General features: G+C 54.6%; 27 protein-coding genes and 3 pseudogenes. 14 read left to right on the forward strand and 16 right to left on the reverse strand.

The genetic code is table 11. The features are described from left to right. Positions 1–41: 41 nt before the first annotated feature. The 5 genes from FB593_RS25660 to FB593_RS25680 form a co-directional block, all read right to left on the reverse strand. Entirely contained in the window at positions 42–1,148 is a 1,107-nt protein-coding gene (locus FB593_RS25660) for an acyltransferase family protein (RefSeq protein WP_111802559.1), read from the reverse strand. Between the two features lie 275 nt (positions 1,149–1,423). Then, the gene (locus tag FB593_RS25665) at positions 1,424–1,867 is read right to left on the reverse strand and encodes a glyoxalase superfamily protein (protein WP_003510652.1); all 444 of its coding nucleotides are present in this window, start codon (positions 1,865–1,867) and stop codon (positions 1,424–1,426) included. A 212-nt stretch (positions 1,868–2,079) separates the two neighbouring features. Next, a complete protein-coding gene (locus FB593_RS25670; protein WP_112199123.1) occupies positions 2,080–2,778 on the reverse strand; it encodes an OmpW/AlkL family protein in 699 nt (232 codons plus the stop codon). 280 nt (positions 2,779–3,058) lie between these two features. Next, positions 3,059–4,354 (reverse strand): MFS transporter, encoded by a 1,296-nt coding sequence (locus tag FB593_RS25675; RefSeq protein WP_112199122.1) that lies wholly within the window; start codon positions 4,352–4,354, stop codon positions 3,059–3,061. Between the two features lie 91 nt (positions 4,355–4,445). Next, complete coding sequence (locus FB593_RS25680; protein WP_112199121.1) at positions 4,446–4,847, reverse strand: MarR family winged helix-turn-helix transcriptional regulator; 402 nt, start codon at positions 4,845–4,847, stop codon at positions 4,446–4,448. 682 nt (positions 4,848–5,529) lie between these two features. Between FB593_RS25680 and FB593_RS25690 the strand changes: the two genes are divergently transcribed. From FB593_RS25690 to FB593_RS25705, 3 genes are all read left to right on the forward strand, one after another. After that, a protein-coding gene (locus FB593_RS25690; RefSeq protein WP_186447985.1) for an IS3 family transposase occupies positions 5,530–6,668 on the forward strand; the annotation gives its coding sequence in 2 pieces (ribosomal slippage) (positions 5,530–5,788 and positions 5,788–6,668; 1,140 coding nt in all). Between the two features lie 246 nt (positions 6,669–6,914). After that, complete coding sequence (locus FB593_RS25700) at positions 6,915–7,382, forward strand: hypothetical protein (RefSeq protein WP_112199118.1); 468 nt, start codon at positions 6,915–6,917, stop codon at positions 7,380–7,382. A 22-nt stretch (positions 7,383–7,404) separates the two neighbouring features. Further along, complete coding sequence (locus FB593_RS25705; protein WP_145167313.1) at positions 7,405–7,893, forward strand: GNAT family N-acetyltransferase; 489 nt, start codon at positions 7,405–7,407, stop codon at positions 7,891–7,893. A gap of 85 nt (positions 7,894–7,978) precedes the next feature. Here FB593_RS25705 and FB593_RS25710 read toward each other — a convergent pair whose 3' ends face one another. Next, positions 7,979–8,677, reverse strand: a complete 699-nt coding sequence (locus FB593_RS25710) for a Type 1 glutamine amidotransferase-like domain-containing protein (RefSeq protein WP_145167314.1) — start codon at positions 8,675–8,677, stop codon at positions 7,979–7,981. Positions 8,678–9,129: 452 nt separating this feature from the next. Here FB593_RS25710 and FB593_RS25715 point away from each other — a divergent pair, with 452 nt between their 5' ends. The 4 genes and pseudogenes from FB593_RS25715 to FB593_RS25735 all read left to right on the forward strand — a co-directional run. After that, positions 9,130–9,381 carry a hypothetical protein gene (locus tag FB593_RS25715; RefSeq protein ID WP_145167315.1) on the forward strand — a complete coding sequence of 84 codons (252 nt, stop codon included), beginning with the start codon at positions 9,130–9,132 and terminating at the stop codon, positions 9,379–9,381. Positions 9,382–9,453: 72 nt separating this feature from the next. Beyond that, positions 9,454–9,981: pseudogene (locus FB593_RS25720) on the forward strand (IS3 family transposase); the annotation flags it as partial. Between the two features lie 344 nt (positions 9,982–10,325). Continuing rightward, a complete protein-coding gene (locus tag FB593_RS25725; RefSeq protein WP_112199116.1) occupies positions 10,326–10,847 on the forward strand; it encodes a PIN domain-containing protein in 522 nt (173 codons plus the stop codon). 563 nt (positions 10,848–11,410) lie between these two features. Continuing rightward, positions 11,411–11,777, forward strand: a pseudogene (locus tag FB593_RS25735) (IS630 family transposase); the annotation flags it as partial. 167 nt (positions 11,778–11,944) lie between these two features. On the opposite strand, the gene FB593_RS27975 reads toward FB593_RS25735, so the two are convergent. The 5 genes from FB593_RS27975 to FB593_RS25760 form a co-directional block, all read right to left on the reverse strand. Next, on the reverse strand, positions 11,945–12,571 hold the full coding sequence (locus FB593_RS27975) for a DUF930 domain-containing protein (protein WP_321186332.1): 627 nt from the start codon (positions 12,569–12,571) through the stop codon (positions 11,945–11,947). Positions 12,572–12,816: 245 nt separating this feature from the next. Further along, positions 12,817–13,047 carry a 30S ribosomal protein S21 gene (gene rpsU, locus FB593_RS25745; RefSeq protein WP_112199138.1) on the reverse strand — a complete coding sequence of 77 codons (231 nt, stop codon included), beginning with the start codon at positions 13,045–13,047 and terminating at the stop codon, positions 12,817–12,819. 252 nt (positions 13,048–13,299) lie between these two features. After that, positions 13,300–13,698, reverse strand: coding sequence for a hypothetical protein (locus tag FB593_RS25750; RefSeq protein ID WP_107676549.1), 399 nt, complete (start codon positions 13,696–13,698; stop codon positions 13,300–13,302). Between the two features lie 92 nt (positions 13,699–13,790). Continuing rightward, positions 13,791–14,330 (reverse strand): GNAT family N-acetyltransferase, encoded by a 540-nt coding sequence (locus FB593_RS25755; RefSeq protein ID WP_145167316.1) that lies wholly within the window; start codon positions 14,328–14,330, stop codon positions 13,791–13,793. Positions 14,331–14,557: 227 nt separating this feature from the next. Further along, complete coding sequence (locus tag FB593_RS25760) at positions 14,558–15,811, reverse strand: MFS transporter (protein ID WP_145167317.1); 1,254 nt, start codon at positions 15,809–15,811, stop codon at positions 14,558–14,560. 213 nt (positions 15,812–16,024) lie between these two features. Here FB593_RS25760 and FB593_RS25765 point away from each other — a divergent pair, with 213 nt between their 5' ends. Further along, positions 16,025–17,068 (forward strand): IS110 family transposase, encoded by a 1,044-nt coding sequence (locus FB593_RS25765; protein ID WP_145167318.1) that lies wholly within the window; start codon positions 16,025–16,027, stop codon positions 17,066–17,068. 414 nt (positions 17,069–17,482) lie between these two features. On the opposite strand, the gene FB593_RS25770 is transcribed toward FB593_RS25765, so the two are convergent. Further along, positions 17,483–17,947 (reverse strand): GNAT family N-acetyltransferase, encoded by a 465-nt coding sequence (locus FB593_RS25770; protein WP_112199136.1) that lies wholly within the window; start codon positions 17,945–17,947, stop codon positions 17,483–17,485. Positions 17,948–18,118: 171 nt separating this feature from the next. Continuing rightward, a complete protein-coding gene (locus FB593_RS25775) occupies positions 18,119–18,697 on the reverse strand; it encodes a serine hydrolase domain-containing protein (RefSeq protein ID WP_321186333.1) in 579 nt (192 codons plus the stop codon). A gap of 18 nt (positions 18,698–18,715) precedes the next feature. Here FB593_RS25775 and FB593_RS25780 point away from each other — a divergent pair, with 18 nt between their 5' ends. Continuing rightward, positions 18,716–19,759: an IS110 family transposase gene (locus FB593_RS25780; RefSeq protein ID WP_145167318.1), complete on the forward strand. Its 1,044-nt coding sequence runs from the start codon at positions 18,716–18,718 to the stop codon at positions 19,757–19,759. 4 nt (positions 19,760–19,763) lie between these two features. On the opposite strand, the gene FB593_RS25785 is transcribed toward FB593_RS25780, so the two are convergent. Together FB593_RS25785 and FB593_RS25790 are read right to left on the reverse strand one after the other, a co-directional pair. Further along, positions 19,764–20,519, reverse strand: coding sequence for a serine hydrolase (locus tag FB593_RS25785; RefSeq protein WP_145167319.1), 756 nt, complete (start codon positions 20,517–20,519; stop codon positions 19,764–19,766). Positions 20,520–20,892: 373 nt separating this feature from the next. Then, on the reverse strand, positions 20,893–21,636 hold the full coding sequence (locus FB593_RS25790; RefSeq protein WP_145167320.1) for a carbon-nitrogen hydrolase family protein: 744 nt from the start codon (positions 21,634–21,636) through the stop codon (positions 20,893–20,895). Positions 21,637–21,902: 266 nt separating this feature from the next. On the opposite strand from FB593_RS25790, the gene FB593_RS25795 reads away from it, so the two are divergent. Beyond that, positions 21,903–22,823 (forward strand): ornithine cyclodeaminase family protein, encoded by a 921-nt coding sequence (locus tag FB593_RS25795; protein WP_112199114.1) that lies wholly within the window; start codon positions 21,903–21,905, stop codon positions 22,821–22,823. A 129-nt stretch (positions 22,824–22,952) separates the two neighbouring features. Here FB593_RS25795 and FB593_RS25800 read toward each other — a convergent pair whose 3' ends face one another. Continuing rightward, positions 22,953–23,405 carry an NUDIX hydrolase gene (locus tag FB593_RS25800; RefSeq protein ID WP_112199113.1) on the reverse strand — a complete coding sequence of 151 codons (453 nt, stop codon included), beginning with the start codon at positions 23,403–23,405 and terminating at the stop codon, positions 22,953–22,955. A gap of 277 nt (positions 23,406–23,682) precedes the next feature. On the opposite strand from FB593_RS25800, the gene FB593_RS25805 reads away from it, so the two are divergent. The 4 genes and pseudogenes from FB593_RS25805 (at position 23,683) to FB593_RS25825 (ending at position 26,639) form a co-directional block, all read left to right on the forward strand. Continuing rightward, the gene (locus FB593_RS25805; protein ID WP_112199112.1) at positions 23,683–24,180 is read left to right on the forward strand and encodes an AAA family ATPase; all 498 of its coding nucleotides are present in this window, start codon (positions 23,683–23,685) and stop codon (positions 24,178–24,180) included. 106 nt (positions 24,181–24,286) lie between these two features. After that, on the forward strand, positions 24,287–24,799 hold the full coding sequence (locus tag FB593_RS25810; RefSeq protein WP_321186334.1) for an acyl-CoA thioester hydrolase/BAAT C-terminal domain-containing protein: 513 nt from the start codon (positions 24,287–24,289) through the stop codon (positions 24,797–24,799). A gap of 665 nt (positions 24,800–25,464) precedes the next feature. Beyond that, entirely contained in the window at positions 25,465–26,190 is a 726-nt protein-coding gene (locus FB593_RS25820) for a class I SAM-dependent DNA methyltransferase (protein ID WP_145167321.1), read from the forward strand. Between the two features lie 63 nt (positions 26,191–26,253). After that, positions 26,254–26,639: pseudogene (locus FB593_RS25825) on the forward strand (GNAT family N-acetyltransferase). The last annotated feature ends 129 nt before the right edge of the window (positions 26,640–26,768 follow it).

Consider the following 26,768-nt stretch of genomic DNA (forward strand, 5'->3'; position numbering starts at 1 on the left):
GTGTCGGCATTGCCGTTACCTGCGGCAATGCCCGGCCTATTTTACGCCGATGAGACCACCTCATGAGCAGACTGGCGGGACGCCAACTTCTTTCCGAACTTCTGGGACGGCAATTCAATGAAGTTATAGCTCAAATAAGCCATGACCACCGTTAGAACCCAAGCCAATACGATCATGACATGAACCGGATAGGGAGCCAGTTGTCTGTACGGAAGAATGTATTCCACGACAGGCTGGGCTACGGGCCCAAGTAGATAGACAGAATAGCTTATCGCGCCAAGCCAGACAAATATCGGATGCGTGATACGAAGTTTTGTCGTGAACAGAGCAAAAAGTGCCATTCCTGAATAATAGGCGATGGTATAGCGATACCAAGTCTCACCAAAGCCCATATCAACATTATAGCTCAGAAAACTGACGAGTGGCACCGTAAAGACCACAAGAAGGGAAGTGAATATGATAAGCCGCCGCATATACACATCAGCCTGATCAACGGCTCCGTGACGCCACAACAAACCCCAAAACATCACAGTAAGCCCAAGCGGAATAGCGACCGGTAACTTGATGCCCGAAGCATAACGCGCAGCACCCATGGCAACCGCGCACAGCAGGAAGAACACCACCGCGCCGACCGCACCCTCTGGCTTATGGAGGAGTCTAACATAAAACAGCATTGCGCTGACGACATAAAAAACGATTTCTATCTGTAGCGTCCAGTAAACACCGAGAATATTTTGCTGTCCCAGAAATTGCTGCAGCATCGTTACATTGGCGAGGATTTGGGTTATCGTAAAAAGATCTCCTCGCACGAGTGGAATGATTGCCACGGCAAGGGCTATCGACACCCAATATGCGGGATAAAGCCTGAAAAATCGGGAAAATGCGAAGCTGCGCAAGGGCGCTTTACTCGCCTTCAGAAGAGAAAATGGGATAACAAAACCGGAAACAGCGAAGAACATGACAACGGCAATTTTTCCGATATCAAAGTATTCACTAAAAATATTAAACAAAAAATACTCAACCGCATTATTTGTGTAGTTATTTTTGTAAGCTACTTCTGCAATGTGAAAATACACCACTGCCAAAGCCGCTATACCGCGAATAGAATCGACATATAGCCAACGACCAGGAACACGATCTTCGCTCATAAATACCTCATTTAGAAAATATATAAAATATAATAAATGTATATTTACAACATACTACAATGCGCTCGAAACGCAAATAGCGGGCAGTCGTTTCTTTCATCTACTTCAGCGAATGACGACGTGCAGGCACTATCAAAGTCCACTCTCCACGGGCACAATGACATCAGCGACGCGAGTGTAGCACCTGTTAAATGCATCCCGGCCCACGACCGGAATGCAGTGCTATCCATGTTGGCCCAGCCTGTGAGGCATCACAACAGCCTATGCCCGTTTCCCTACCAGACCAGCTCAACCTGTGGCCTACCGTTGGAGGTTTTCTCCACCGTGCGTCCGGACGTATCGATATTGCAGTGGATACGCTGCCGGAAAGCCGAGAAGCTTTCGAAGGTCACCACATCCACGGGATCGTCGAGATGCAGGGTCAGCCGGTAGCGTTCCGGGTCGCCGCCTAGCGTTTGCACGCCCAGAACGGAGGCTACGAAGGGCTGGCCTAGATAGAGGCCTTCCACCCGCGAACCAAGAAGATAGGGATTGAATGCGGGACGGTTTCCCGCCGTGGCATGCAGGGTGTTCCAGTCGCGGAAGCCATATTGCGCGGCAATGAGTTCCAGCGCCTTTGAATGGGTGATTGCCTGCCCCTGCCCTTCCAGGGCGGCGCGCAGCCGTTTTGCCTGCTCTTTCAGTCCCTCAAGCGCGGGAAGCGGTTTGGACACGTTCATAACGGTTCTCCAAGATGCGCATGCCGTATTTTTCCGAAGGGGTCCGCGTTGCCATCGACGACATGCAAAGCATGGGGATGACCGTTATTCCAAAAAGAGCTTCACCAAGGGCGTAAACGCCTGCGGACGGCCGGGGCTCTTCTGCCCGTGGCCGTCCATATAGCTCAGAAAGCGCCGCCCGTCAAAGGCAGCGACGGCGCGAGGCCAAGGGGTCAGAAGCGATAGGTGATACCCGCACCGATCAACCAGGGATCGAGTTTCGCTTTGCCGCTGATTGGCGTGCCGCCAAGTTCTGCGGTCCAGTCGGTCTTCAGGAAAATCTTCTTCACGTCGAAGTTCACGCCCCAATGTTCGTTCAGCATATAGTCGAAACCCACCTGCACGGCCGCGCCGAACTTGTTCTTGACATCAAGATTGCTGAAGCCGGGTTTTTCGGACTGGTTGTAGAACATCGAGTAGTTCACGCCCGCGCCGATATAGGGCTTGAAGGCGCCGAAATCAGTAAAGTGATATTGCAGGGTCAGCGTCGGCGGCAGCAACCATGTCTTGCCCACCGGCGTGCCGGCCAGCACACCCTCGCCGTTGATCTTGGCGTATGTGGTGCCAAGGATGAGTTCGGCAGCGATATTCGGGGTGAAGAAATAGCTGATGTCGAGTTCAGGAATAACCGTATCCGAATATGAGAGACCCGCACCCGACACACCGTCAACGCTGCCGCTGTCATGGGTAATGACCCCGAGACCACGCACGCGCAGCATCCATGGGCTCGCCGCCGCAATCGCCTCTTCAGCGGTGGGGGCTGGTGCCGGCGGGGCCAGATCTGCCGCCATCGCGTTGGCCGACATCAGCATCGCCGCGACGCTCACCGTCACACTGGCAAGCAAGGCGGTTTTTTTGTTCCTGTTCCTCATTCCATCTCTCCTATCGCGCGCCGCAGCCGGGCAAGCCCGGGAAACCGGCTGATGGCGGCGGGCCTTCGCGAATCTTCGCTTGCCGCAGCCGCTACGGCCACTATCGCCAAGGGAGAGGTGAGCGGATTGAGATGGATCAAACCGAAAAGGCGAACGATAAGCCAGGGCAGCTAGCCGGTGCTTGGTGTGACAAATACGCAACGGATAGCCATGACAACGGTCAAAATTGCGGGCCCGGCAGTCGGAAGTTGGCCTGTTTCACAAGCTCTCTTTTGCAATCTCAGGCGGCCTGCGGTGCCAAAGTCGCGGAACCCGGCTTTTTGAGAAGCAGCACCGAGACAGCAGCGATCATGCACATCACGCCGGCAATCTGCAGTGCGGGCATGTATGTGTCGAAGTCGCTCTTGAAGAAACCTGCGCCAAAGGCAGCGGTGGCGGCCCCCAACTGATGCCCCGCAAACACCCAGCCGAAAACCAGGCCCGCTTTTTCGCGGCCGAAACTCTCAGCGGCAAGCTTCACCGTTGGCGGCACGGTTGCCACCCAGTCCAGCCCGTAAAATACTGCGAAGACCGAAAGCTCCACGAAGCTGAAGCCCGAGAAGGAGAGATAGATCAGGGACAACCCGCGCAGACCGTAAAACCAGAAGAGCAGGAAGCGGTTGTCGAAACGGTCGGAAAGCCAGCCGGCGAAGATGGTGCCGAAGAAATCGAAAATGCCGATCACCGCCAGCGTGCCGGCCGCCGTGACCGCCGCCATGCCGAAATCACCGCAGATGGAAATCCAGTGTGTCTGAATAAGGCCGTTGGTGGAAAGTCCACAGACGAAGAACGTGCCGAAAAGCACCCAGAAAACCGGGTTTCCGGACACGCTCTTCAACGTCAGTATCGGGGATGCCAGTGTTGCAAGAAACTTGTGGTCCTGCTTCGGCGGTTTTACCACCACCGTCTCGCCATAGGCTGGCAGGCCGACATCGGCGGGATGGTCACGCATCAAGAGCAGCACGAGAATCATGGCGATAGCAATCACCGCAACGGACAGCGTCAGCGCGGTGCGCCAGCCATAGGCGTCCGTCAGTGCCGCTAGCAAAGGCAGAAAAACCAGCTGGCCGGTGGCGTTACTGGCCGTCATCAGGCCGATCACCAGTCCCCGGCGCTTTGAAAACCAGCGAGATGCCACGGTCGCGCCCAGCACCAGTGCCGTCATGCCGGTGCCAACACCGATCACCACGCCCCATAACAGTAACAGCTGCCACACCTCAGTCATGAAGAACGAGGCGACGATGCCGCCCATGATCAGCGCAAGGGCCGTCGACACGACTTGGCGAATACCGAAATGGTTCATGAAGGCAGCGGCAAAGGGCCCTAGGAGGCCGAAGAGCACCAGCCTGACCGCCATGGCAGATGAAATATCGGCAATATCCCAGCCGAACTCCTGATGCAGCGGCTGGATCATCACCCCGGCCGATCCCATCGCGCCGGCGGTTGCCAGCATCGTCAAAAAGGTGGTTGCGGCAACAAGCCAGCCATAATGTATGTTTCTGTCGGCCATCCAGCTGGCAAGGCGTGTGGAGAGCATGTTCAAAATCCCTTTCCAGCGGCCAGCGGCCGAAATTTTACGGGTATATACCCTATATTGCGGGCAGATACCCGTTTTATCATCAAAAAAATTACAGGGCTGCGAGTAGTTCCTGCAATTGAGCGGTCTTTTCCGGGCCAAGCCGGGCCTCGATTTCGTCCTGTACTCCGTCCCAGAGGGGCGCACCTGTTTTCAGTACCTCCTGCCCCTGCTCCGTCACAGTCAGCATCGCTTCGCGCTGATCCTCGCCATGGCCGATGGCCACCAGCCCCATGCGGGCTAGCACCTTGGTATTACGGCCAACGGTCGAGCGGTCCAGTTCCACCCGCGCGGCGAGATCGGTGAGCGACACCGGCGCCATGCGGTTAATGTTCCGCAACAGGCTGAACTGGCCGATATTGACGCCAAGCGGCGCCAGCGCCTCATCGTAATAGGACGAGACCTTACGAGATGCTTTGCGCAGCAGGATGCAGTGACAACTATCGTTTGGCATTTGTCTCGGGTATATACCCGCAAATTTTACTGCGCAAGAGATGTTCGGAAATTATTGTACGGAGTCACGGATTCTAACCCGGAGTCACCAAATGACCTCAGCAAGTTTTATTTATCTAAAAATGGTCTTTACAATTTGCAGAAAAGAAATGGATGTCGCGAATAAATAACGAATATTTTTTTCTTTAATATATTAAATTAAGGAATCAAAATTATAACGTCCATTTAAAAAATGGTGCATGCTCGGAATTTTAATTAATACCATTTATCACGATGATATTTTTATCTTATGCTTTTGTGATTTTTCAATTATTAGCACTTGCCGCTATTTTCGGCGTAATGCGTCACTGTTGCATCATATTTCGCGTTCGACTTGTTTGTTCGTAAGCCTCTCCTTGGTCGACGAAACCCTCCGTCATCTGCTCCGCCAGAGCGCTCGAGTGAATCCGGGTAACTTCCACTACTACATCCAGTGGCGGGAGGCGGGTGCAGCAAGAAATCGCGAGAGTGAGCGCGCGATTAGTGAAGCGAATTTCGAGGTCTATAATCTCATCACGCTCTTCCTTGATGACCCCGAGATTAGCGCGCTCGGCCGACTGAGAGCTGGCTCGGGAAATCTGTACAGGGGGGATAAGTGGAATTTCTGCCTGACTTCGGCTTAGATGCCGGGAACAGGAGATACCATGACGAGACGACCGCGCCGGAACCACAGCCCGGCTTTCAAGGCAAAGGTGGCACTCGCCGCCATCCGAGGCGGACAGACGCTGGTGGAACTTTCCCAGCAGTTCGATGTGCATGCCAACCAGATCAAACAATGGAAAGACCAGCTCCTTGAGGGGGCGACAGGTGTTTTTGGCGATGAAGCGAAGACGGAACCGGCGGGTCCAACCGTCGATGTCAAAACGCTGCACGCCAAGATCGGCGAACTGACACTGGAGAACGATTTTTTATCCGGTGCGCTCGGCAAGGCGGGATTGCTGGGCGGAAAGAAATGATCAACCGCCAGCATAAGCTATCCGTCGTGCGCCAGGCCAAGCTTCTCGGCTTCAGCCGTGGTAGTGTCTATTATCTGCCTCGCCCAGTGTCTGACGGCGATCTTGCCCTAATGCGCCGGATCGACCAACTGCATGTCGACTACCCGTTTGCCGGAAGTCGAATGTTGCAAGGGCTCTTGAGGGGAGAAGGGCTGGAAGCTGGGCGGTTGCACATTGCCACGCTGATGAAGAAGATGGGCATCGAAGCGATCTACCGCCGCCCGAACACATCCAAACCGGCCCCAGGTCACAAAATCTATCCCTACCTCCTGCGAAAGCTGGCGGTCACCAGGCCCAACCAAGTCTGGGCGATGGACCTGACCTATGTTCCGATGGCTCGCGGATTTGTCTATCTCTGCGCCGTTGTGGACTGGTTCAGCCGAAGGGTTCTGTCGTGGCGGCTGTCGATCACGATGGAAGCAGCCTTCTGCATCGAAGCAGTCGAGGAAGCGCTGGCACGTTACGGCAAACCCGACATATTCAATACCGACCAAGGCTCGCAATTTACCTCGGTGGACTTCACGGCGGTGCTGAAGAGGGCGGAAATCGCCATCTCGATGGATGGCAAGGGTGCGTGGCGGGACAACGTGTTCGTCGAACGGCTCTGGCGTTCAATCAAATACGAGGAAGTCTACCTCCATGTTTACAAGACCGTGTCCGAAGCCCGCGTCGGCATTGGCCGATATCTGACCTTCTATAATAGCCGACGCCCACATTCATCCCTTGACCGGCAGACGCCGGATCAGGCCTACTTCAACGCGCTGACACCAATGATGGTGGCGGCATAGTCGAGGCGGAAATCCACTTAACGAAACGCCCGAAACTGTTCAGACAAACCGAACCACCTCTGACGACGAGATTGTCGCAACCTGGGTGGAGAGCATCAAGGCACTCACGCTGCCAGACGAGGACGGAATTGCGGCCGACAAGATGTTCAAAGACAAAGCCAAAAGGAGCTCGACGCGAAAGCACGTCGCTCTTTCTCCCTCCATGCTGCTGCGGCTGCCTTAAACGGCTTTGAGTACCAAATCCATTTGATTAAGAATAAGGAAAGCAAACGGATTGGCGATCAGCTCGCGACTATCGAGAGCAGGCTTAATGCGCTGAGATGCGAGATCGCCGACGAAGCTCGTTTTCGGCGGATCACCGCCAAGTTCGTCTGGCGGGACGAAGCCCGGCGAGTAGGCATGTTGGATCAGTATGACTACTTATATCGTCTGACCAGTCGGCTACTCCATTCCAGCCCGATGAATATCATCACGGAGAAGGAACTCAGCCAAGCCGAGCAAACTCTCCTTCTCGAGTATATGTTCGTGGCCGCCAGCGACGTGCTTGATATTATGGATCGCTTCGATTTTCCGAACCGGACGTCGATCGCGATGTTGGAGATGCAAGATGCGGAAGGCGACATTACTTCCGCACTTGGGCTAGATGAGCCCACGGAGCCTCAAGGAGACCTGCAGGATGTGAGACATGACTGCCATCGGCCCCACCTACCCTGAAGATATGTGCTAAAGTCTCGGAATGAAAGCCGCTAGAAAATACGATTTTCGCAAAGTGACGATGGGCGATCTGCCCATGCTATTAGAGTGGCAGGCGCAGCCACATGTCCGCAAGTGGTGGGATTCAGACGAACCGTATGATCAGGACGAAGTAAGCGATCCTCGTGTGTCGCGTTGCATCGTCTCGGTTGATGGACGTCCATTTGCCTTCATGCAGGATTACTCCGTCCACGGGTGGGAGGAGCATCACTTTGCATATCTTCCAAAGGGCGCGCGAGGGATCGATCAATATATCGGCGATCCCAAGATGATCGAAGTTGGGCATGGGACGGCTTTCATCGGCGCGAGAATGGAGATTCTGTTTGACGGCGGTGCGCCGGTCATCGCGACCGACCCTCACCCGGACAATGAACGGGCGATTGCAGTTTACAAGAAGCTAGGATTTGAACCGTCAGGGCATCCTCAAGAGACGCAATGGGGCCGCATACTGCCGATGCTGGCCAGGCCTTAAACGCGAAGCTACGAATGGCAGCAATTGGCGCTTCTGGCGCGAAGCGGTCGCTGCGACCTTTAATCAGAAGCAATCGCTCGCACTGTTATTGTGCAGGGGTTGATATGGCGCTTAGCGGCATATTGCGGGCTAGTTGCATTTCACCGTTCTCGATCCATAGAGGCTGCCCAATGCACTCTAATTCGCCATTGGTCACCACCAGCCCATCACCGTCATTACATGCGATGATGGGCCGTTCCGTATATCGGCTGTAACGAACCAAATCAGGAAGAAACGCGGGACGTGAACCAAGGTGAGGGAAAAACTCGAATGGTACAAGATCGAGCGCAGCTTCCTCCATGAAGTCTTCCGGGGCGTTTCCCACAAACAGCGCGTCTGTGGCTATTGTCGGGGTCAGAATAATGGCTCCCGCACTTGTTCCAATCAGCAATCCGCCATCGGTTGCCCAATTCTTGAGGTGTGAACTCAATCCACTTCGTTTCAGACGAGCAAGAAATCCGCCGGTGTGGCCTCCAGATAGATGGATTGCGTCACACTGGAACAACTTGGCTTCGTCGCCTCGGGTGTGCGCCTCATCCAAATCGTAGAAGATGCAAAGCTCAAGTCCATAACGCGCATAGTAGGCTATTCGCTCGCGGAAAAACCGTCTATCCGGCTCCGGCCCTGAAGGGATGTACCCGATCCTCCGCCCAAGGCCATTTGATGCCATGGTCGCCAGAAGCCTTTCGTCAACCGCCTCGTTCTTTGGAACGATCTGATCACTATAGAACGCAAGGTTGATCATAACACTCTTCAAGCCAGTAGCACGGCAAGAGATTTGCACTCAAAGCTGTCACTGGCAATGATAGATATTGGCCCTTAATGTCATGACCGAAATCGGCCCGATCTTTGCGCTGACCATCGCTCGCGTATCGTCGTCGATTACCTACGGTTCGGTAGCTGGCGCTCAGGCCTTTCAGCTCGCAAAAACGGTAAGCGGAGACAGCAACACCCGCTCGTGCTGCAACCTGCACAACATTAACTCACATGGCACTGGGTCCTCTTGACCTCAACTTCAGTTGAGGTTGTACGAATTCAAGGCGGTCGTCGCCTATGAAGGCCACCACCACCAGACAGGGTTTCAAATCGAGACGACCGCAAGTTTTCATTTACCACAGGGTGGATTGCCGAGTTCCATGCCGCGTATTTGTCATCTTTACCGCTATACCCGCCGATAACAACAACCGATGAGGTGACATGATGTCAATCAACTCGGGTCATGCTCGATATTTCCCGCGACCCACACCAGCTAATGTCAGCCCATTGGAACGGGCTATCCAGCAGCTAGAGAAAATGATCCATGCGCAACGGTTGAGTGCGCTGCCGGCACCGTTTGCACTTCACAAAGCCAAACGCATTCTCGAACGCTGCCACCAGGGGAAGCCGTCGATTGACGTTGACGACAGCATTGGCAGCTTCGGTTTCGACGGCGGTCGCAAATGCAGTTGATGGTCAGGGTGGAGGTTTAAACCAGTTCAACTCGTCCTGAGCCGCGCCAATGGATGCATAACTGCTTAGGATAGCGCGTTCGGGGTCGAGCCGATCTCCAGGCTTTTGCCGATTGCCCCATCAACCTACTACGAGAACATCGCCAAGCGCTTGGATGTGGACCGCCTGTCGGTTCGCGCCCGCAGCGATATCGACCTGAAGATCGAGATACGCCGGATGCTCGAGCAGAATTTCCGCGTCTATGGCGTTCGCAAGGCCTAGCGGCGATTGAAGCGTGAAGGCTTCGATGTCGCCCGCTGCACTGTCACTCGGCTTATGAGGTCGATGAGCCTGCAGGGGATCATTCGGGGAAAGCCGGTCCGCACGACGTTCTCGGACAAGGCGGCCCCGAACCCGCTTGACCGGGTGAATCGCCAGTTCAAAGCCCCTGCACCAAACAGGCTGTGGGTTTCGAATTCCACCTATGTCGCCACTTGGCAGAGTTTCGTCTACGTGGCCTTTGTCATCGACGTTTTCGATCGGCGCATCGATGGTTGGCGAGCGAGCGGGACGGCACATGCAAGCTTTGTCTGTAACAGTTCGGGATTGGAGTCACGCCGCCAATCGACACGCGAGACCCCCGTCGCCTACGAGTAGATCGCGACCGCGAAGACATGGCGTCCCACAACGGTGACACGTATGTCGGCGTCTTTGATTATCTCGCGTTGATAGATGGCGGGACATAGGGAAATCGCCGACGCGTCTTCGGACAGAACTCCCGCCGGCGGCACTCAACACCGGCGACCTGGTCGCACTTAGGGACACTTGCAGGTGAATGCCTTTAAAATTCACGGGCTAGCGCGGCACTTGGATTTCTGAATCACAATTACTTACGGTTGACCAAACGACACCAGCAATCAACACTTACCAAATCACTTCCACATTGTCCCGACGGAGACCCGGGCATGTTTCTGTTAGACACAAGTGTTTTGAGTCAAGCCCAGTATAAAAAAGCACATCCCTCCGTCGCTGGTTGGCTCGCCGAACAGCAAGATTTGGCGATACCGTTTCCAGTGCTTTTAGAAATCCAACAGGGAATCGTCGAAATTGGCGCAAGCCAGCCGGCTCTCGCTGCGGAGATCATGGCTTGGTTCGATGATCTGCTCGAATGGGATTTTTTATATCCCGGAATCAACCACGAAGTCGCCAAAACTCTCGCTAAACTCCATTGCTGCGAGCCACTAAGGCATCTTTGGTATACAAATCCGGAAAACACGAAGAGGCGAAAACCTGGACAGGACCTGTTTATCGCCGCCGTTTCGATCGCACACGATCTGCCGACAGCGACGCTGAATGCCAAAGACTTCTCCTTGATAGATCAGTATTATGCGCTACCGGGGGTTTACAATCCTGGCTTCTCGATGTGGGTCGTTCAACGGGCCGGATGCCGAGAGACAATGCGCCACGACGACAGGCAGATTGCTTAACGCTCTTTTGGGCCACCAGCAGAAAGAAACGTCCCGGCCGCCCCTTTTCTCTTGGTCTTGAACGTAACCTCAAACAAACCTTCACCATCACGTACAAACTGGGGAACGCCATCTTTCGCTAATTGGAAGACTTCCGAAATCCGAGCCTCGGCCTCGGCGCGTTCCCAGATGTGTACCGATCCCTGCAAGTGCTACCCACTCCGTTATTCGTGAATGATAACCGATTCACGATTGGCGGGAAACTTCATTGACTTGAAAAAGCAAGACCCGACGCCGCATAGATGCGAGAGAGAACCGTCGATACCGCCTAGCGGACATTGCTCCGGTCGAGAATTATCACATATACTGAGTTTAGTCTGAACTCACTTTCCCGTCGGCAACGTATTTCAAGACTTCACCTACTTTACGGGCTGCTCTGATCGGAAGCGGGAATTTCTGATTCATCTGGGTGGAATTCCAGTTAATTTTCGTCATCGACAAGACCTCCTTGGCGATCTGCGCTACGGCGCTGTCGCTCGTCTTGTGCGGACACAGCAGCAAGGACCGAGGATCGTGCATCCCGGGATAGGGAAAAGGACGTTCGCCTCGACGAAATGGTCCTGCGAATGGCTGGGGAAAGAACCGCATCGATCGGTCACAGCGCGCTCGACGCCTGGCTAACAAAGCGCGGCTGGACCTTCAAAAAAAGACCGCACATGCACTGGAGCAGGAACGCCACGCCCTCCTGAAACGTCACCAAGACTGGTTCGACGAACAGCTCGATCTCGATCCGGCGTGCCTCGTCTTCATTGATGAAACCGGCTTGAGCACGAAAATGTCTCGGCTTCGCGGACAAGTCCCATGCGAGATCGCTGCCGCTCATCGATCCCGCACGGCTATTGGAAGACAACGACGTTTACCGGTGCTCTAAGACTATCCGGCATGACCGCACACAAGGCGGAGGGAGTGCGTCACGCAATCGGGGGTGCGGGATTCCGATGTCCGCAATCTGTAGCAACGAAGCTAGATTCAGCTTCACCGACAGATTTCGGATATCGGCGTTAAAACCGCGGCAAATTGAGAGGGTAGAAATACCCCTCTCCCAGAGATTTCGACAATCAGTCAGATGAACCGTCGGCGACGGGAAGCGAACGTGTTTCCCACTCGCTCTTAGGGATTTCACCGCCCAGCGAGAATTCAAAGGCGACTACCTTTTCCAAATCCTGGGTTACCACACATCGAAACTTCATGTCGTACCAATGCCGTTTGCTTCGGACCGCTGCGCCGTCTGCTTGAAGTGTAAGACCGGAAAGCTTTGTGTCGGCCGTGGCATACGCGACAACGAAATCCGGCTGGAGCTCGGATTTCCATATATGGACCTGCTCCATGGCCTCGACGTTGCAGAGCTGGGTGATGCGATCATCCGTGCCGAGTTGCCTCAGTGCAGCCAAAGCTTGCTTGCTTCGCGGGTGTGCCAGCACTTTCGCCGAATATAACTCTTTCGCTCGAACCATCCCGTCCCCTTGAGGGGAGGACTCGCTGGTCAGCGCGGATTCCGCATTTTGCTCAGGTGCGTGGTCAATCGCTGGGGGTAAGGCGCTGGGTTCACTTTCTCTTTGAACACCCGCGGGCTGTGCGATTACCGCCTGGGGTTCATATAAAATTTCGACCACGATGCTTTGCTCGGTGGGCGGAGGCAGCGATTTCCTTGTAGCCAAGAGGCCAACGGCCAAGGCGGCGATCATGTGCAGCATCACTGAAATTGCGAGGCTGGGCACTCTAACGTTAGGAGCATGCCGACCATTTTCTCCCTTCATCGGCAAGACTACAGCTCCAACGCTTGTTGGCTTGGGCCGGACTGCAGACGCAGCAGCAACTCGCCATCAGTGTTTTGTAGATCGCGGATGCAGGGCGATATTGACGTTGTTTCGTCAATAAGAAGTGATGGCTCGAAAGGATGATCGAATGGCCACCGCCACGCCAATCGTGGTCACTTGCCTTTTCTAGGATTCGTAGGGAGAAGGCCTTCACGCTGCATCTGCTTACGGGCGAGCTTCCTTTGACGCCCGATTGCTTCTGCTTTTTCCCGCGCTTTCTTGATGGATGGCTTCTCAAAGGCTTCACGCAGCCGCATTTCGCGGAAAACGCCCTCGCGCTGAAGCTTTTTCTTGAGAATGCGCAGTGCCTGATCGACGTTGTTATCGCGTACTAAAACCTGCATATGGGCCTCTTGAGGTCGTAAAAAATGGTGCGCCACCATACGCAATTTGACGTCGAATCCAAGATTGCCCATCTCTTTGTGGCGGGATTTTTTTCAGAAGGCCAAGTGACCGTGCGACGTCATAGCCAACCCCACATCGTGCAATTGTCACGGCGTTCCTCTGGATAACACGGAAGTTTCGGCCATCTCATGGAACGACGTCTTATTTACAAATAGACGCTTGCGTCTCGCCTCTTCTCGGCCGGATGCACGTCACGCCTTTCGGCGAGTAGCCGTCGCAGCTTCAATGCCTGGAACTAAGCGGCTGTCGAACCAGGCGATCATTTCCTGAAGTTTTCCTTGGGCAGGCGTGACCTCACCCGCATTCACCAGTTCAGCCGCAGCTTGAGACATCGCCAGCAGAATGCGCGCGGTTTCTGGCACGTATGGTAGATCGGGGCCCGTTTCGTGGCGTTCGCGGATAATCTGATAACGAAGGTTCTCCGGATAAGTCCACGCGCTCACGAGCATGTCTTGGACGCTAACCTGTTGGCCTCCGATATTGATCGTGGCATCGCGATCGGTCTCAACATACCCTGATGCCTCGATACGCTCGCAGGCATCGATTGCTGCATTCATCATGCCTCTGATCACATTCCAGTCTGTTTTCATGGCATCCTCCTTACCGACTGCGCAGGATGGTCGACCGTATGTCGGTAGCTCATCGGATGCAATGTCCACAGTTGGCTCGAAGCGGACTATCTTCATCTACCCTGATATTGCAATTCTCTGGAAAGTATCCCCATCATCAAGTCGTCATGCCAGACGCCGTCTACGAATGCAGTTTCTCGCTCCCGTCCCTCAACGGTGAAGCCGCACTTTTGGTAGGCCCTGATAGCTCGCTCATTATAGGCTAGGACCCGTATGCCAATCCGGTGGAGTTTCAGTTCCGTGAAGGCGTGGTGCAAAAGCAGTCGGATTGCTTCGCTTCCAAATCCCTTTCCTAGCTGCTGGGGATCGTAGATCGCAATTGCCATCGACGCTCTTCGGTCCTGAGCGTTAACGCTGTGAAGTTTGATTTCACCAATCAGCCGCCCAGCAACTTCAATGATCCAGACGTATGGGTTGGCCGCGTGGGCACGAGCCCACGCTTCTGCTGCATCCATTGTCATAGGTTTGGTATCAGCATCGCTGACACCGAACATCCGCACAATTTCGTGGTTGTGTCCCAACGAAAAGCGGGCTGCGGCATCATCCGCTGTCGCGGGCCGTAGGCGCAAGCTTGGCCCTTCTATGCAGGTCATTATCGCCTCGATCGGAGTGTCTGGTGAAGGTAGTCTATGCGAAACCAGGGTTCGCACAATGACTACAGTTGGCGCAAAAAGGGAAGACACCTCTTGGCCCAAAAGGGACATTCGCCGACGCCGAAATCGGTCGTGAACTCTGATTTTTGCGGCAGAGTTTCGCAACGAAAATTCTCAATCCCTGTGGAAAGCCGAGTGCGTCGCAGCACGCATGCGACGACCGACCGTTAAACCTGCCCGATAGCGGTCTCGTGTTCAACCGGCAGAGCACGTAGTCCCGGCACTGGCGAAAGCAGGATAATCAGAAACTGGATCAAGAATCCTCCTGTTGCCAAGAATAGACATGCTGCAACGCCGAAGTAGCCAGCGACTAGAGCGCCGAGCGCAGCCCCGAGCGGCCTTGCCCCATAGGTGGCGGTCATTATTAGCGCCGAAACTCGACCAAGCATGACGTTTGGCGTAACCGCCTGACGCAGTGTCATCGTCGTGATGCTCCAAAGGATTGGCCCGACGCCGAACACGAAGAAACTGATACATACCAGCCAGAACGAAGGAAACCACAGCGTCAACAACATGAGGAAAGCTCCAAAAAATCCTCCGAGCGGCCCCAGAACAATCATGGTTCCAACCGAAAAGCGCCGCGCGAGGACTGGCACGATCATGGCTCCTACAATCATGCCGACACCATCAACTCCCAACGCAATGCCGACCTGGGTTGCACTCATGCCGAGGTTCTGGACGGCGTAGGCAACAAAGACCGCCATCAAAATCACCCACGCCGTATTGAAGAAAATCGCAGTAAACAGGATTGGAAGCAGGAGTTCATGATGTGCAACGAATGTCGCTCCTGCCTTCAGGTCTCGTAGCGGGTTGCTAGAGGGGCGTGATGTCACATAATCTTTCGGAATGCTTGCTAGGTACAGCGCGGCCAGAATGGAAAGCACGGTTGCAAGTACATAGGCCGTAGAAGCGCCGGTCCAACCGACCAACGCACCGCCAAGAGCGGGGCCAGCGGCAAAAGCAGCGCTACGCACCAATTCAAGCCAGCGGTTCGCATCGCCAAGTCGTGCACGGGGTACAATTGAGGGAATAATCGCAGGAGCCGCCACGCTGTAACAAACCGTCCCAACAGCCCCGATGAAGCCGAGGACCGCGAGTAGCGGCACATTCAGCAGCCCAAATGCCAAAAGCAGCACAATAACGATAAGGGAAAAGCTGCGCAGGACCTCCGATCCCACCATCAATGTTTTGCGCGAGGCCCGATCAACGGCAAGTCCGGCCGGAATGGACAGGAGCAAAAACGGAAGGGTTTGAGCCATTTGCAGCCAGCCCGTTTCAACCGGCCCCGCACCAAGCAACAAAACCGCCGCCAATGGAGCCGCTGCCAATGCAATCTGCTCGGAAAATTGCGCGAAGAGGTTCGACCAGCCTATGCGTTTAAACGCCGAGGGTAGTGGAGCAGATTGGATGGAATTCAACATCGTTTGTCCTCATGTTCAATACATGAGGACAGATGGCCTGATCTACAGAGCCACGGGCCACCCGTTTCTTGCGGCTAAAATTTCATTGTCGCGAAAGATGGGGTAATCGGCCGGCCGTGCCCCGCTCTCAGGTTTTTGGGTGCTGCGCCTCAGGCTGATGGTAAAACGGGGTCTACGTAACATAGCCCCAAACATCAGATGGAGAAGCGCAGCATGGAATATTTTGCTGGATTGGACGTCTCGGTCAAGGAAACAAGTGTTTGCATCATTGATGGAACTGGCAAGGTCGTTCGGGAGACCAAGGTTGCGAGCGAGCCCGAGGACTTGGTTGCGGTTCTCTGTAACCCTGCGTACCCACTAAAGCGGGTGGGCCTGGAAGCTGGTCCTCTTTGCACTTGGCTCTGGAATGGGTTGACCGAGGCAGGCTTGCCTACGATCTGCGTAGAAACCCGTCAGATGCGCGCTATGATCAGGGCACAATCGCCTGTGAACAAGACCGATCGCAACGATGCACGTGGCATCGCAGCAATGATGCGCGTCGGATTATACCGCCCTGTGCATGTCAAAACGGTCCGGAGCCAAAAGATCAGGATGCTTCTGACCCATCGGAAGATCTTGCAGGCAAAAGCTATCGATATCGAAAACGATCTGCGCGGAACACTACGCAACTTCGGCCTGAAAATTGGGATCGCGCGCGGAGCTAGTTTTGAGCCTCGGGTGAAGGAATTGGTCGAGCGGATGCCGGACCTCGCCGCCTCTATCGAGCCACTGCTTACTGTCCGGAGGGTTTTGCGGGAGCAACTAACCGTTTTGCATCGGCAGGTCCTGGCTCTTGCACGTGATAACGAGCTTGTCCGGCGCCTCATGACTGTTCCCGGCGTAGGTCCAATCGTTGCTCTCGCATTTATCGCCTGCATTGATACGCCCGCCCGCTTTGCCAAATCAAAATCTGTCGGCGCCGCACTCGGATTGACCCCCTCGCAATATCAGTCGGGCGAGGTTCAGCGGCAGGGAAAGATATCGTGTTGCGGAGACGATATGATGCGAACACTGCTCTATGAGGCTGCGCAGTCCATGCTGTTCCGGTCGCAGAAATGGTCGTGGTTGAAAGCTTGGGCGATGAAGATCGCGAAGCATCGCGGCGTGAGAAAAGCCATAGTGGCCCTGGCGAGGCGCCTAGCTGTCGTCCTGCACCGGATGTGGGTAAGCGGTACCAACTTCCAGTTCTCACGGAGAGATGTGGCCACCTCGGTATAAAGGCTTAATAGTCATAAAATTTGAAAGGTTCTAGATTCGCCGATGGCGAATGATGTCCCTCGCGGGACGACGGGTGGGGTAAGCACGAAATTGGGATTGCCTTAGAATGGCGAGCAAAAGATTGTGCTACCCCATCCTCCTGACCCCAACATGAGAGTGCCAACGTGCCGATCTCGGAGAGAAGCAAGGGTCCGCGAGCGACATCCAAACAGCTTAAAAACAGGTTGAAGGGCTTGACTCGTGGAGGCCGATTAGAGAAACCCCAATTAAATCGACATTTGTTTTCCTGACTTTTGCGACGTCGCGGAATAGGGAGTTTTGCGGCAGGCACAATGTCCGGTGTTGGCGTTATCCTGCCAAGGCGACTGTTGGCGTGATACGGTCGAATCGGCCTAGCCCAAATCAGACAAACAACTATGTCCTGGTAGAGAAGCGGAACGCCAGTTCGCTTCCCAAATCGACCCTCTCGATCTCCGAAATGTCCGAGGCAGCCAACATTCGCTCCCAAAATGCCTTTCCGGATTCGTTGCTCGACATGACGCTAAGCTCCCAGATACCGGAGCGGTCATGAAGGAGGCAGGAGAATGCCTGTTTTCCGACCCCGGCGCTACGAAACACGGGCAGCACATAAAACTCGGCGATTGCAAAGTCGGTGCCTTTTCCAGACGGCGACCAGGTGTTCACCAGAGCGAACCCGACGGTCCCTCCGTCTTTGACAATCAGGTAGGGCCAACGGTCGTCGTCAGTCCAGTAACAGTCAAAATAGGGATATTCTCGGTCGACATCCCCGTACTGACTTAACTCTGCCAGATAACCAGAAAGCATATCCCGCAGTTCCGATTTCTTTGCCTCGTCGGCCGCTATAAGTGTGATCGTCATGATTCCCTGGCTCTTCGCGGTCATAGTGAATTGGTCTGGAGATAGCGGAGGCGAAGTGGTGTTCGGACGATCCGCTTCTGAGCCATAAAGATCACGAAGCCGACGGCATCAGTCGATCTACATTTGCTGTGCAGTACCATACTCTTTACGGTGAAGCGAAAGCGATCTCTTTTAGCAGTTCGATGAACGCACTGGTGCGAACCCCTTCGGGTTCTGGTTTAAATCTACGGTCTGCACCACCACTAGCCGCTTTGACGGCACGACGGCGATAATCTGTCCACCGTAACCAGAAGCGTAGAATGCATTCGGACCCCAAGTATCTTCTGGAAGCGTCCACCACATGTAGCCGTAACCCTGCCGTATCCGCTTCGCCCACGAATAGGCAGTCGTCGATTTCCGGACCCACGACGCTGGGATGATCTGCTTGATGCCCCACTTTCCGTCATTAAGGAAAAGCTGGCCAAACCGGGCTGCATCGCGGGCGCTGAGCTGGATTGGATAGGCGGGATGCTCGGACAGCTTTTCGAGATCGTATCGGCCATCCTTGATCGAGAAATCCTCCATTCCGATCGGTCGAGCAATCCGCTTCTCGAATCCCGCGAAGATGTCCTCGCCAGTCTGTTGTCGATAGATAGTCCCTAGAACGTTAAAGATGGGGTAATCGGCCGGCCGTGCCCCGCTCTCAGGTTTTTGGGTGCTGCGCCTCAGGCTGATGGTAAAACGGGGTCTACGTAACATAGCCCCAAACATCAGATGGAGAAGCGCAGCATGGAATATTTTGCTGGATTGGACGTCTCGGTCAAGGAAACAAGTGTTTGCATCATTGATGGAACTGGCAAGGTCGTTCGGGAGACCAAGGTTGCGAGCGAGCCCGAGGACTTGGTTGCGGTTCTCTGTAACCCTGCGTACCCACTAAAGCGGGTGGGCCTGGAAGCTGGTCCTCTTTGCACTTGGCTCTGGAATGGGTTGACCGAGGCAGGCTTGCCTACGATCTGCGTAGAAACCCGTCAGATGCGCGCTATGATCAGGGCACAATCGCCTGTGAACAAGACCGATCGCAACGATGCACGTGGCATCGCAGCAATGATGCGCGTCGGATTATACCGCCCTGTGCATGTCAAAACGGTCCGGAGCCAAAAGATCAGGATGCTTCTGACCCATCGGAAGATCTTGCAGGCAAAAGCTATCGATATCGAAAACGATCTGCGCGGAACACTACGCAACTTCGGCCTGAAAATTGGGATCGCGCGCGGAGCTAGTTTTGAGCCTCGGGTGAAGGAATTGGTCGAGCGGATGCCGGACCTCGCCGCCTCTATCGAGCCACTGCTTACTGTCCGGAGGGTTTTGCGGGAGCAACTAACCGTTTTGCATCGGCAGGTCCTGGCTCTTGCACGTGATAACGAGCTTGTCCGGCGCCTCATGACTGTTCCCGGCGTAGGTCCAATCGTTGCTCTCGCATTTATCGCCTGCATTGATACGCCCGCCCGCTTTGCCAAATCAAAATCTGTCGGCGCCGCACTCGGATTGACCCCCTCGCAATATCAGTCGGGCGAGGTTCAGCGGCAGGGAAAGATATCGTGTTGCGGAGACGATATGATGCGAACACTGCTCTATGAGGCTGCGCAGTCCATGCTGTTCCGGTCGCAGAAATGGTCGTGGTTGAAAGCTTGGGCGATGAAGATCGCGAAGCATCGCGGCGTGAGAAAAGCCATAGTGGCCCTGGCGAGGCGCCTAGCTGTCGTCCTGCACCGGATGTGGGTAAGCGGTACCAACTTCCAGTTCTCACGGAGAGATGTGGCCACCTCGGTATAAAGGCTTAATAGTCATAAAATTTGAAAGGTTCTAGATTCGCCGATGGCGAATGATGTCCCTCGCGGGACGACGGGTGGGGTAAGCACGAAATTGGGATTGCCTTAGAATGGCGAGCAAAAGATTGTGCTACCCCATCCTCCTGACCCCAACATGAGAGTGCCAACGTGCCGATCTCGGAGAGAAGCAAGGGTCCGCGAGCGACATCCAAACAGCTTAAAAACAGGTTGAAGGGCTTGACTCGTGGAGGCCGATTAGAGAAGTCCCAATTGTTATAGAACCAGAACGACCCGGGCGGGTGACTTCCGCGCGCAGGGCGCTTGCGCTTTATGTCGGCGGTCTCGTAGGCGGCTGGATGATAGACACCCGACCGCGACATGAGCAGATCGCGAATCGTCGCGGTTTTCTCCTCAGCCGAAAGGCTGGGAGTATTGTCATCAATGCCAAGTCCGGAAAGACGGGCTGAAAGTTTGATCCGCCCCTCGGCAACCGCAATGCCGTAAAGAGCGCTGAGCACGCTCTTGCGAACGGATGCCATATTTACTTTGCGAGAGGTGTCACCCCAACGAGCGATCACCCGTCCATCCTGGATGATCATTACTGCGGTAGATTTGAGAGATTCCGACTGCAGACGCGCCGCCTCGAGCCGCTCCGTGGACCAGCCGGCGGTCCTCGGATCGATGTCCTCCCATGTCTGGGCGCGGGCTGTACCCGCAATGAAAATCCCAAGAAAAAAAAGGAATGCGAATCGTCGAATGAACATAACGTCTCCCTCTCCGACGAAGGAATGAACATCCAATAATGGCGGCTTTCCGGCACATCAATACGGGCGATAACCATCGGCGCGATTTCCGCGCAATCCATCGAAATTGGCGCACAGAAAGCCTCGATTGCTACCCGCCGGCATACAGATGCTGGGTGCCGCGAGCTGCTCGCGGCGCTCGGACGATACAGAAGTGGCAAATAATCCGAAACCAGGTCGAATGGCGCTTCTCAGATATTTCCGCGCTGAACGATGGGTCGACATCGTTAAAATGCTCAGAGTCCGCTTGTCCGACGCGAAGCCCATGACGAGAGACGACGAACAGAATATCGGAGCGAGGGCAATAGTGACGCGGAAGCGCCTAGTGCCGTCATCAGCGCGAGGCGGTTGGAAGGTCAAAGTGCAATAGCCCAGCCCGTCCAGGTGGAAGTTGAGCTGCGACTTGGCCGCCAGGATTGATGACTGCGGTCGGTCCCCACGAAACATGGCCGTCACGCTCCCCGAAAATGTCTGAAGAGGCCAGCCACAGGCCATGTTCTTTGCATCTGTCGCTCCGGACCGCGTTATGGATGTGCCGATACTGTTCTGCCCTCTCGCGAGGCATCATGTTATTTGCAGGACAGACGATCAATACGCCGCCTTGCTCAGCAATTCGCCTGGTGTTCTCCGAGAAATTTGTATCAAAACAAATGCTTATGCCAAACTTCAGACTATCGACGGAAAACACTGGCACCTCCGTGCCGGGCGTGAAAAAGGCTTCTGATTTGAGAAGATGCGCTTTCCGGTAACGCCCCTGCAAGGCACCGTTCTGGACGATCACGGCACTATTGAAAAGGCGTCCATCGTGCTTTTCAATAATGCCGAATACAACAGCCATGTCTGTAACTGGAAGCCGACCGAGAATGGATCGGAACTCAGATGAGGCCAAATCTATCGCGGACTGCTGCGCTTTGTTTTCATCGAGAAGATAACCTTGCAAAAAGCACTCCGGGAAGCACAGTAGGCGGGAACCGTGAGCCGATGCCTCGGCGATGATGTCGGCCGCGTATGCCAGGGAGGCATCGACATCCTGCCTGAATTCAGGTGTTTGCGCAGCGGCAATCTGAACAGTGTTCACGGCTTCTGTCCTATCTCTATGATAATCACCTATGCCAGTTCGCATATCATAACGTCCCTGCAAGGACGACAATGGGCCACGTGTTGCCTAACTCTGAACATCCGCCACTCATAGTCACTCCTAGCATCGCGGAATTTCGAGGCGCGCTGACATTACGGGAAGCTGACGGTCGCATGGAGCCAGACAGCCCAACGATTCAAACTAATCATGCCTATTGACCTCAGGGCCTGTTCAGGTTGCAAATTTAATTTGCGTGGAGGTCGATGATGACAAAAATATTGTACGACGGTGATCTACTGGACAGCTCATTCATGAACGTTGCGATTGAGGCGGTAGAGAATATTCTTCGCGCCCGCGCTCATGGCCAGGCGATATCGCCACCCCGACACCATGTCTCGTTCCCCGGGCGGGGCGATCTGATCTTTACCGTTGGAGGCACCCTTGGCGAAAAACCTCTCGCTGGCTTTCGGGTATACGGAACATTTGAGGGCGCGGAACACTCACAGATCGTTGCCGTTTGGTCTGCCGACGACGGGCGGCTGAAAGGGCTTATTCTCGGGGAACGCCTCGGCGCGATCAGAACCGGTGCGATAGGGGGCGTCGCAATTCGGCACCTCAGTTCACCTGACGCCAGCGTCGCGGGCGTACTGGGTAGCGGGCTTCAGGCGCGAAGCCAGCTTGAAGCTGCAGTTGCCGTGCGGAAAATCACTTCTGCCCGCGTTTACAGCCGCGACAAAACCCGGCGAAGCCTTTTCGCACGGGAAATGGAAGCGGACCTGGGAATTGAGATAAGGCCAGCGGACAGCGTTTTTGAGGCCGTGAACGACGCTGATATCGTCATCTGCGCCACGTCCAGCAACGAGCCCGTTGTGCATGCGTCCGATCTGAAGCGCGGTGTGCATGTCAACACGGTTGGCCCTAAAACGCTTGAGGGATACGAACTCGGACTCGATATCGCGGATATGGCAAGCACTATAGCGACAGATTCTTCCGAACAGACGCGAGCCTACACCTCCCCCTTCTTCCTGAACGGTTCAGGCAATGAGAATCGGATGGTGGAGCTTTCTGATATTGTTGCAGGAAAGGTGCCCGGCCGGACGTCAGCGGATCGAATGACCCTGTTCTGCTCTGTCGGGTTGGCGGGTACTGAAGTCGCGGTCGCCTCGGCGATCTTCGACAATTTGTAATCCCGCCGTTCGCTACGCCCGAGCTACTACCGTTTATTTTCGGCTCCCGACTGGCGAAACATGGCAGCTCGATACCTTGTTCGATAACTCCACGGCTTGGCTCTGTCTATGGTCTTTAGCCGTCACGGATCATCGCTCGATCAATCGGGATTTGAGGCCGTTCGGGTAAAGCTTTGGTCCCCCCTCAACGTCGAGTTCTCGTAGATCATACCAAGAAGCCTCCATTACGGTACCATCGTCCTCTTGGAATCGGATACGATCTTGTGCCTCGAACGCCCCCTGAGGAAATACCAAATCAAAAATGAATAGGATTTCGTGCCGAGGTTGCCCCTCGTGGACGAAGACGTTCTCAAGAACAATAGGCCCGCCGATAACGTAAACGTCGGTATCAATTTCCTCTTTGAACTCTCTTACAACCGCGGCTTTCGCTGTTTCGCCAAATTCTACGCTACCGCCAAGCGGCCGCACTCCCTTGAGGTGGCCTTCCCTATCGTAAACCTCAAACGCCAGGAGCCGAGAGCCTCGCCAATGTAGGCCGAGGGCCTTGATACGGATAACAGTTGATTTGGAAATTGCCGTCATCCGTCACGGCTACAGTAGAGGCCAGTTGTTGGCAACGGTTCAAATGTGGTCACCCCACCCCGACTTCAAGATGAAGTGGCTGTAGCATTGCTGCGCTTTGTCCCGATCCGTAGAAACTTTTCACATCCCCAAACTTGCCTCACAGCATGGAATTCGAACTCGACTGATAATACAGAGCGATATCCATCCCCGTGCCAAATACCGTCGTGGCGAGATGTGTCTTAGCGGTGATCGAAGTGCGACGGGTGGTGTAAGCTCAACGAAACGGGAGGGGTGAATGCTGATTATTTTTGGTGGGCTACCTGGCTCGGGCAAGAGCACTGTTGCACAGGCTTTGGCCCTTCGAACCGGCGCGTGTTACCTGCGCGTTGATACCATTGAACAAGCCATCAGCTCGTCAGCACCACTCGCAGACCGACACGATGTCGGACCTGCGGGATATGTTACGCTTTATCGGGTGGCCGAGGACAACTTGCGTCTGGGCCGGACCGTCATCGCCGACTCCGTCAATGCTATCGATCTTACCCGGGCTGCATTCAGAAAAGTCGCGACCGAAACCGGCAGCGGCTTCATTGAGGTTGAAGTTGTCTGTTCGGACGTCACAACACATCGCCATCGTGCCGAAACGCGATCACCTGCCATTGAAGGTCGATCAAACCCAACGTGGGCCCAGATACAGGAACTTAACTTCGAGCCGTGGTCCCCTGATCTGCGTGTGGATACGTTCCACATGTCCGTCGAAAAATGCGTTTCGGAGATCATAAATCAGCTCTGACTTAGTTGCCGCGCTCAAGACCAGTTCACTCAATATCAAATCATTCCAACAACATCGGCAACACGCTGAACAGTTTTGTGCGTGACCTCCATCCGGTAAGAAGGCCATGCCGACATACGACAACGCGACCACCGGAGATGAAAGTTATGATGAATTCGCCGCCGATCAGAATTCTAACTCCGCGTCTCGTGCTGCGGGCTGCACGTACCGAAGATGCCAGGATAGCCCACTAGACTTCGTTCCGGCCGATATCAATTGGCCGAACGACTACCGGGATGGCGTTGTTTCTTATCGGTCGTTTTTCGAAAAATGCCTCTCCAACGATGTTCAGCTAAACGAACGAGCCAGAATTCCGATCGAGTCGTCGCCTGCCGACTTGATCCTTGTCGCTGGTGGAGACGACGCGCTTTGGCCATCAGGAGATTTTGCGGGACAGATACTCCAGTCGAGGCAGGCCCATGGCAGGCAGGCTACGCTGATCTTCGATAAAGATGCTGGGCATCGCGTTCTCCTGCCCGGCGAGACGACACGATCGAAACTCCATGCCCGTGGCGGAATCGACGAGGCGGATGCGAAGCTCGGGCGGAACGCATGGCGAGCGATTAGGGAATTGCTGTGAGGGCGTCAGCCGGCAATGTACACGTCCTTCAAAAGGACAATGCGTGTTTATCGAACGCGGGGAACTACGGGATTTTCCAGAAAGCGCCGTCGGAAAATTCCCGCAACAACCACACCCAGTCCAAATCCGGCAATCGATCTTGCTAGCAAAAGTTCAGGCAAGGAATACGACACAAGCCAGTAAAAGGCCCCAAATGCCAGGAATAATGTTGCGATAAGACTAAGCTGGCCGTCCGTGACCGCCCGACGAAAAGCCACAAAATGAAAGCCGACGACGCTCCCCACCAAGCATGGTACAAACTGACCGACAATTATAGTTGGCTTTGCCGTGAGCGCATCCAGGAGACAAAAGACGAACGGCAGGAATCCACTACCGAGCAACTGCAAAACAACGGCTCCAATAAGACGTGTTCCGCAGGGATATTTGGGTTTCGAATAGCGAAAATACCTCACCACGACATCCTCCCTGAAGGCGCGTCGCCTTCGATGCTATGCGACCGCCTTAAAATTGGTACAACCTCAAGTTCAGTTGGGGTCAAGGGAGGAAGTGGTGTGATTTTCCGTAGGTTGCGACCAGGGCGCAGAAGCGTCTTTAGAGGAAAACCACTGACGTTGCACAAATAGTCAAGGCGACGATTCAATACGACGGAATCGGAAGGAGTTAACATGCCCGACCTGCATTATGAACATCCGGCTCTCGCGGCGCTTTACGATCTCGACAGCGGCTGGTCTATTGATCGTGATTTCTATCTTGGCTTGGCCTCGGGCGGACAAAAACGCATTCTGGATATCGGATGCGGTACCGGTTTACTATGCGACGCATATGCCTCCCTTGGCCATCAGGTCACAGGTGTTGACCCAGCACACGCCATGTTGGACGTCGCGAGGACAAAGCCATATGGTTCTTACGTGGAATGGATCGAGAGCACGGCTCAGTCATTCCGCTCAGACAAGCGATTTGATCTCATCATTATGACCGGAAACGCCTTCCAGGTTTTCCTCGAAGACCAAGAAGTTCTTGCGGTGTTCGAAACCATGCGCCGCCATCTGGCACAAGACGGCGTTATTGCCTTTGAAACACGCAATCCAGCTGTCGACTGGCCGGCACGGTGGGACAAAGACGCTACCCATACACTTGGCGAACAAACGATCCATCAATCCCGCAAGGTGTCGAAGAAAGAGGGTGACCGCATCTCGTTTGAAACGCGGTTCGGGTTTCCCGACAAACAACTGGTATCTTTCAGCGAGTTGCGTTTCCTATCCAAGTCTCAGATCGAGGACCTGCTGCTCAAGGGCGGCCTGAGGCCCGAAGCGGTCTATGGGGGCTGGGACAAGCAACCCTTCGATGCAGCGAATTCCGACGACATAGTTTTCCTGATTGAGGCGGTGTAGAGGTCTGCCTGACCATGACTATCTTCGAAAACGTCGCGTGCACAATAACTGGAGAGCGGCAACATGGTGACGTTTCGGATTGATCCGTTCCCGCGCCAGGACGAGCTGAATATGCTTTGGTTAGAAGCCTGGGCAGCGAAGGGCCAAAAGACTTCTCCGGCATCTTGTCACGCAGCCTTGCCCATATTGCGGCTTATGAAGATGATCGCCTTGTCGGCTTCGTGAACGTGACGTGGGACGCAGGTGTCCACGCCTTCATCCTGGACACCTGCGTTATTCCCCGGATGCGACGAAGAGGTATCGCTGCCCGCATGGTGGCAGAAGCCAAAAATGTAGCGCGAGAGCGCGGAGCGAATTGGTTACATGTCGACTCCTAACCGCATCTGAGTTCATTCTATCGGAGTTGCGGATTTCGGCCGACCAAGGCAGGCCTCATCAAGCTCAAGTGACTTAAATCGGTCGCTCTCTGTCGGGTTGTCAGCAATGCGCCGATATCGTTGAAAAACTCGATGGATTATCCGCTCAGACGCCCTCCGTGGTCTTTCGGACGCTGAACTATGCCGTGATCTGCCCCGCGC

It is taken from the genome of Rhizobium sp. SJZ105 (assembly GCF_007828365.1).
GTDB classification, from domain to species: domain Bacteria; phylum Pseudomonadota; class Alphaproteobacteria; order Rhizobiales; family Rhizobiaceae; genus Agrobacterium; species Agrobacterium tumefaciens.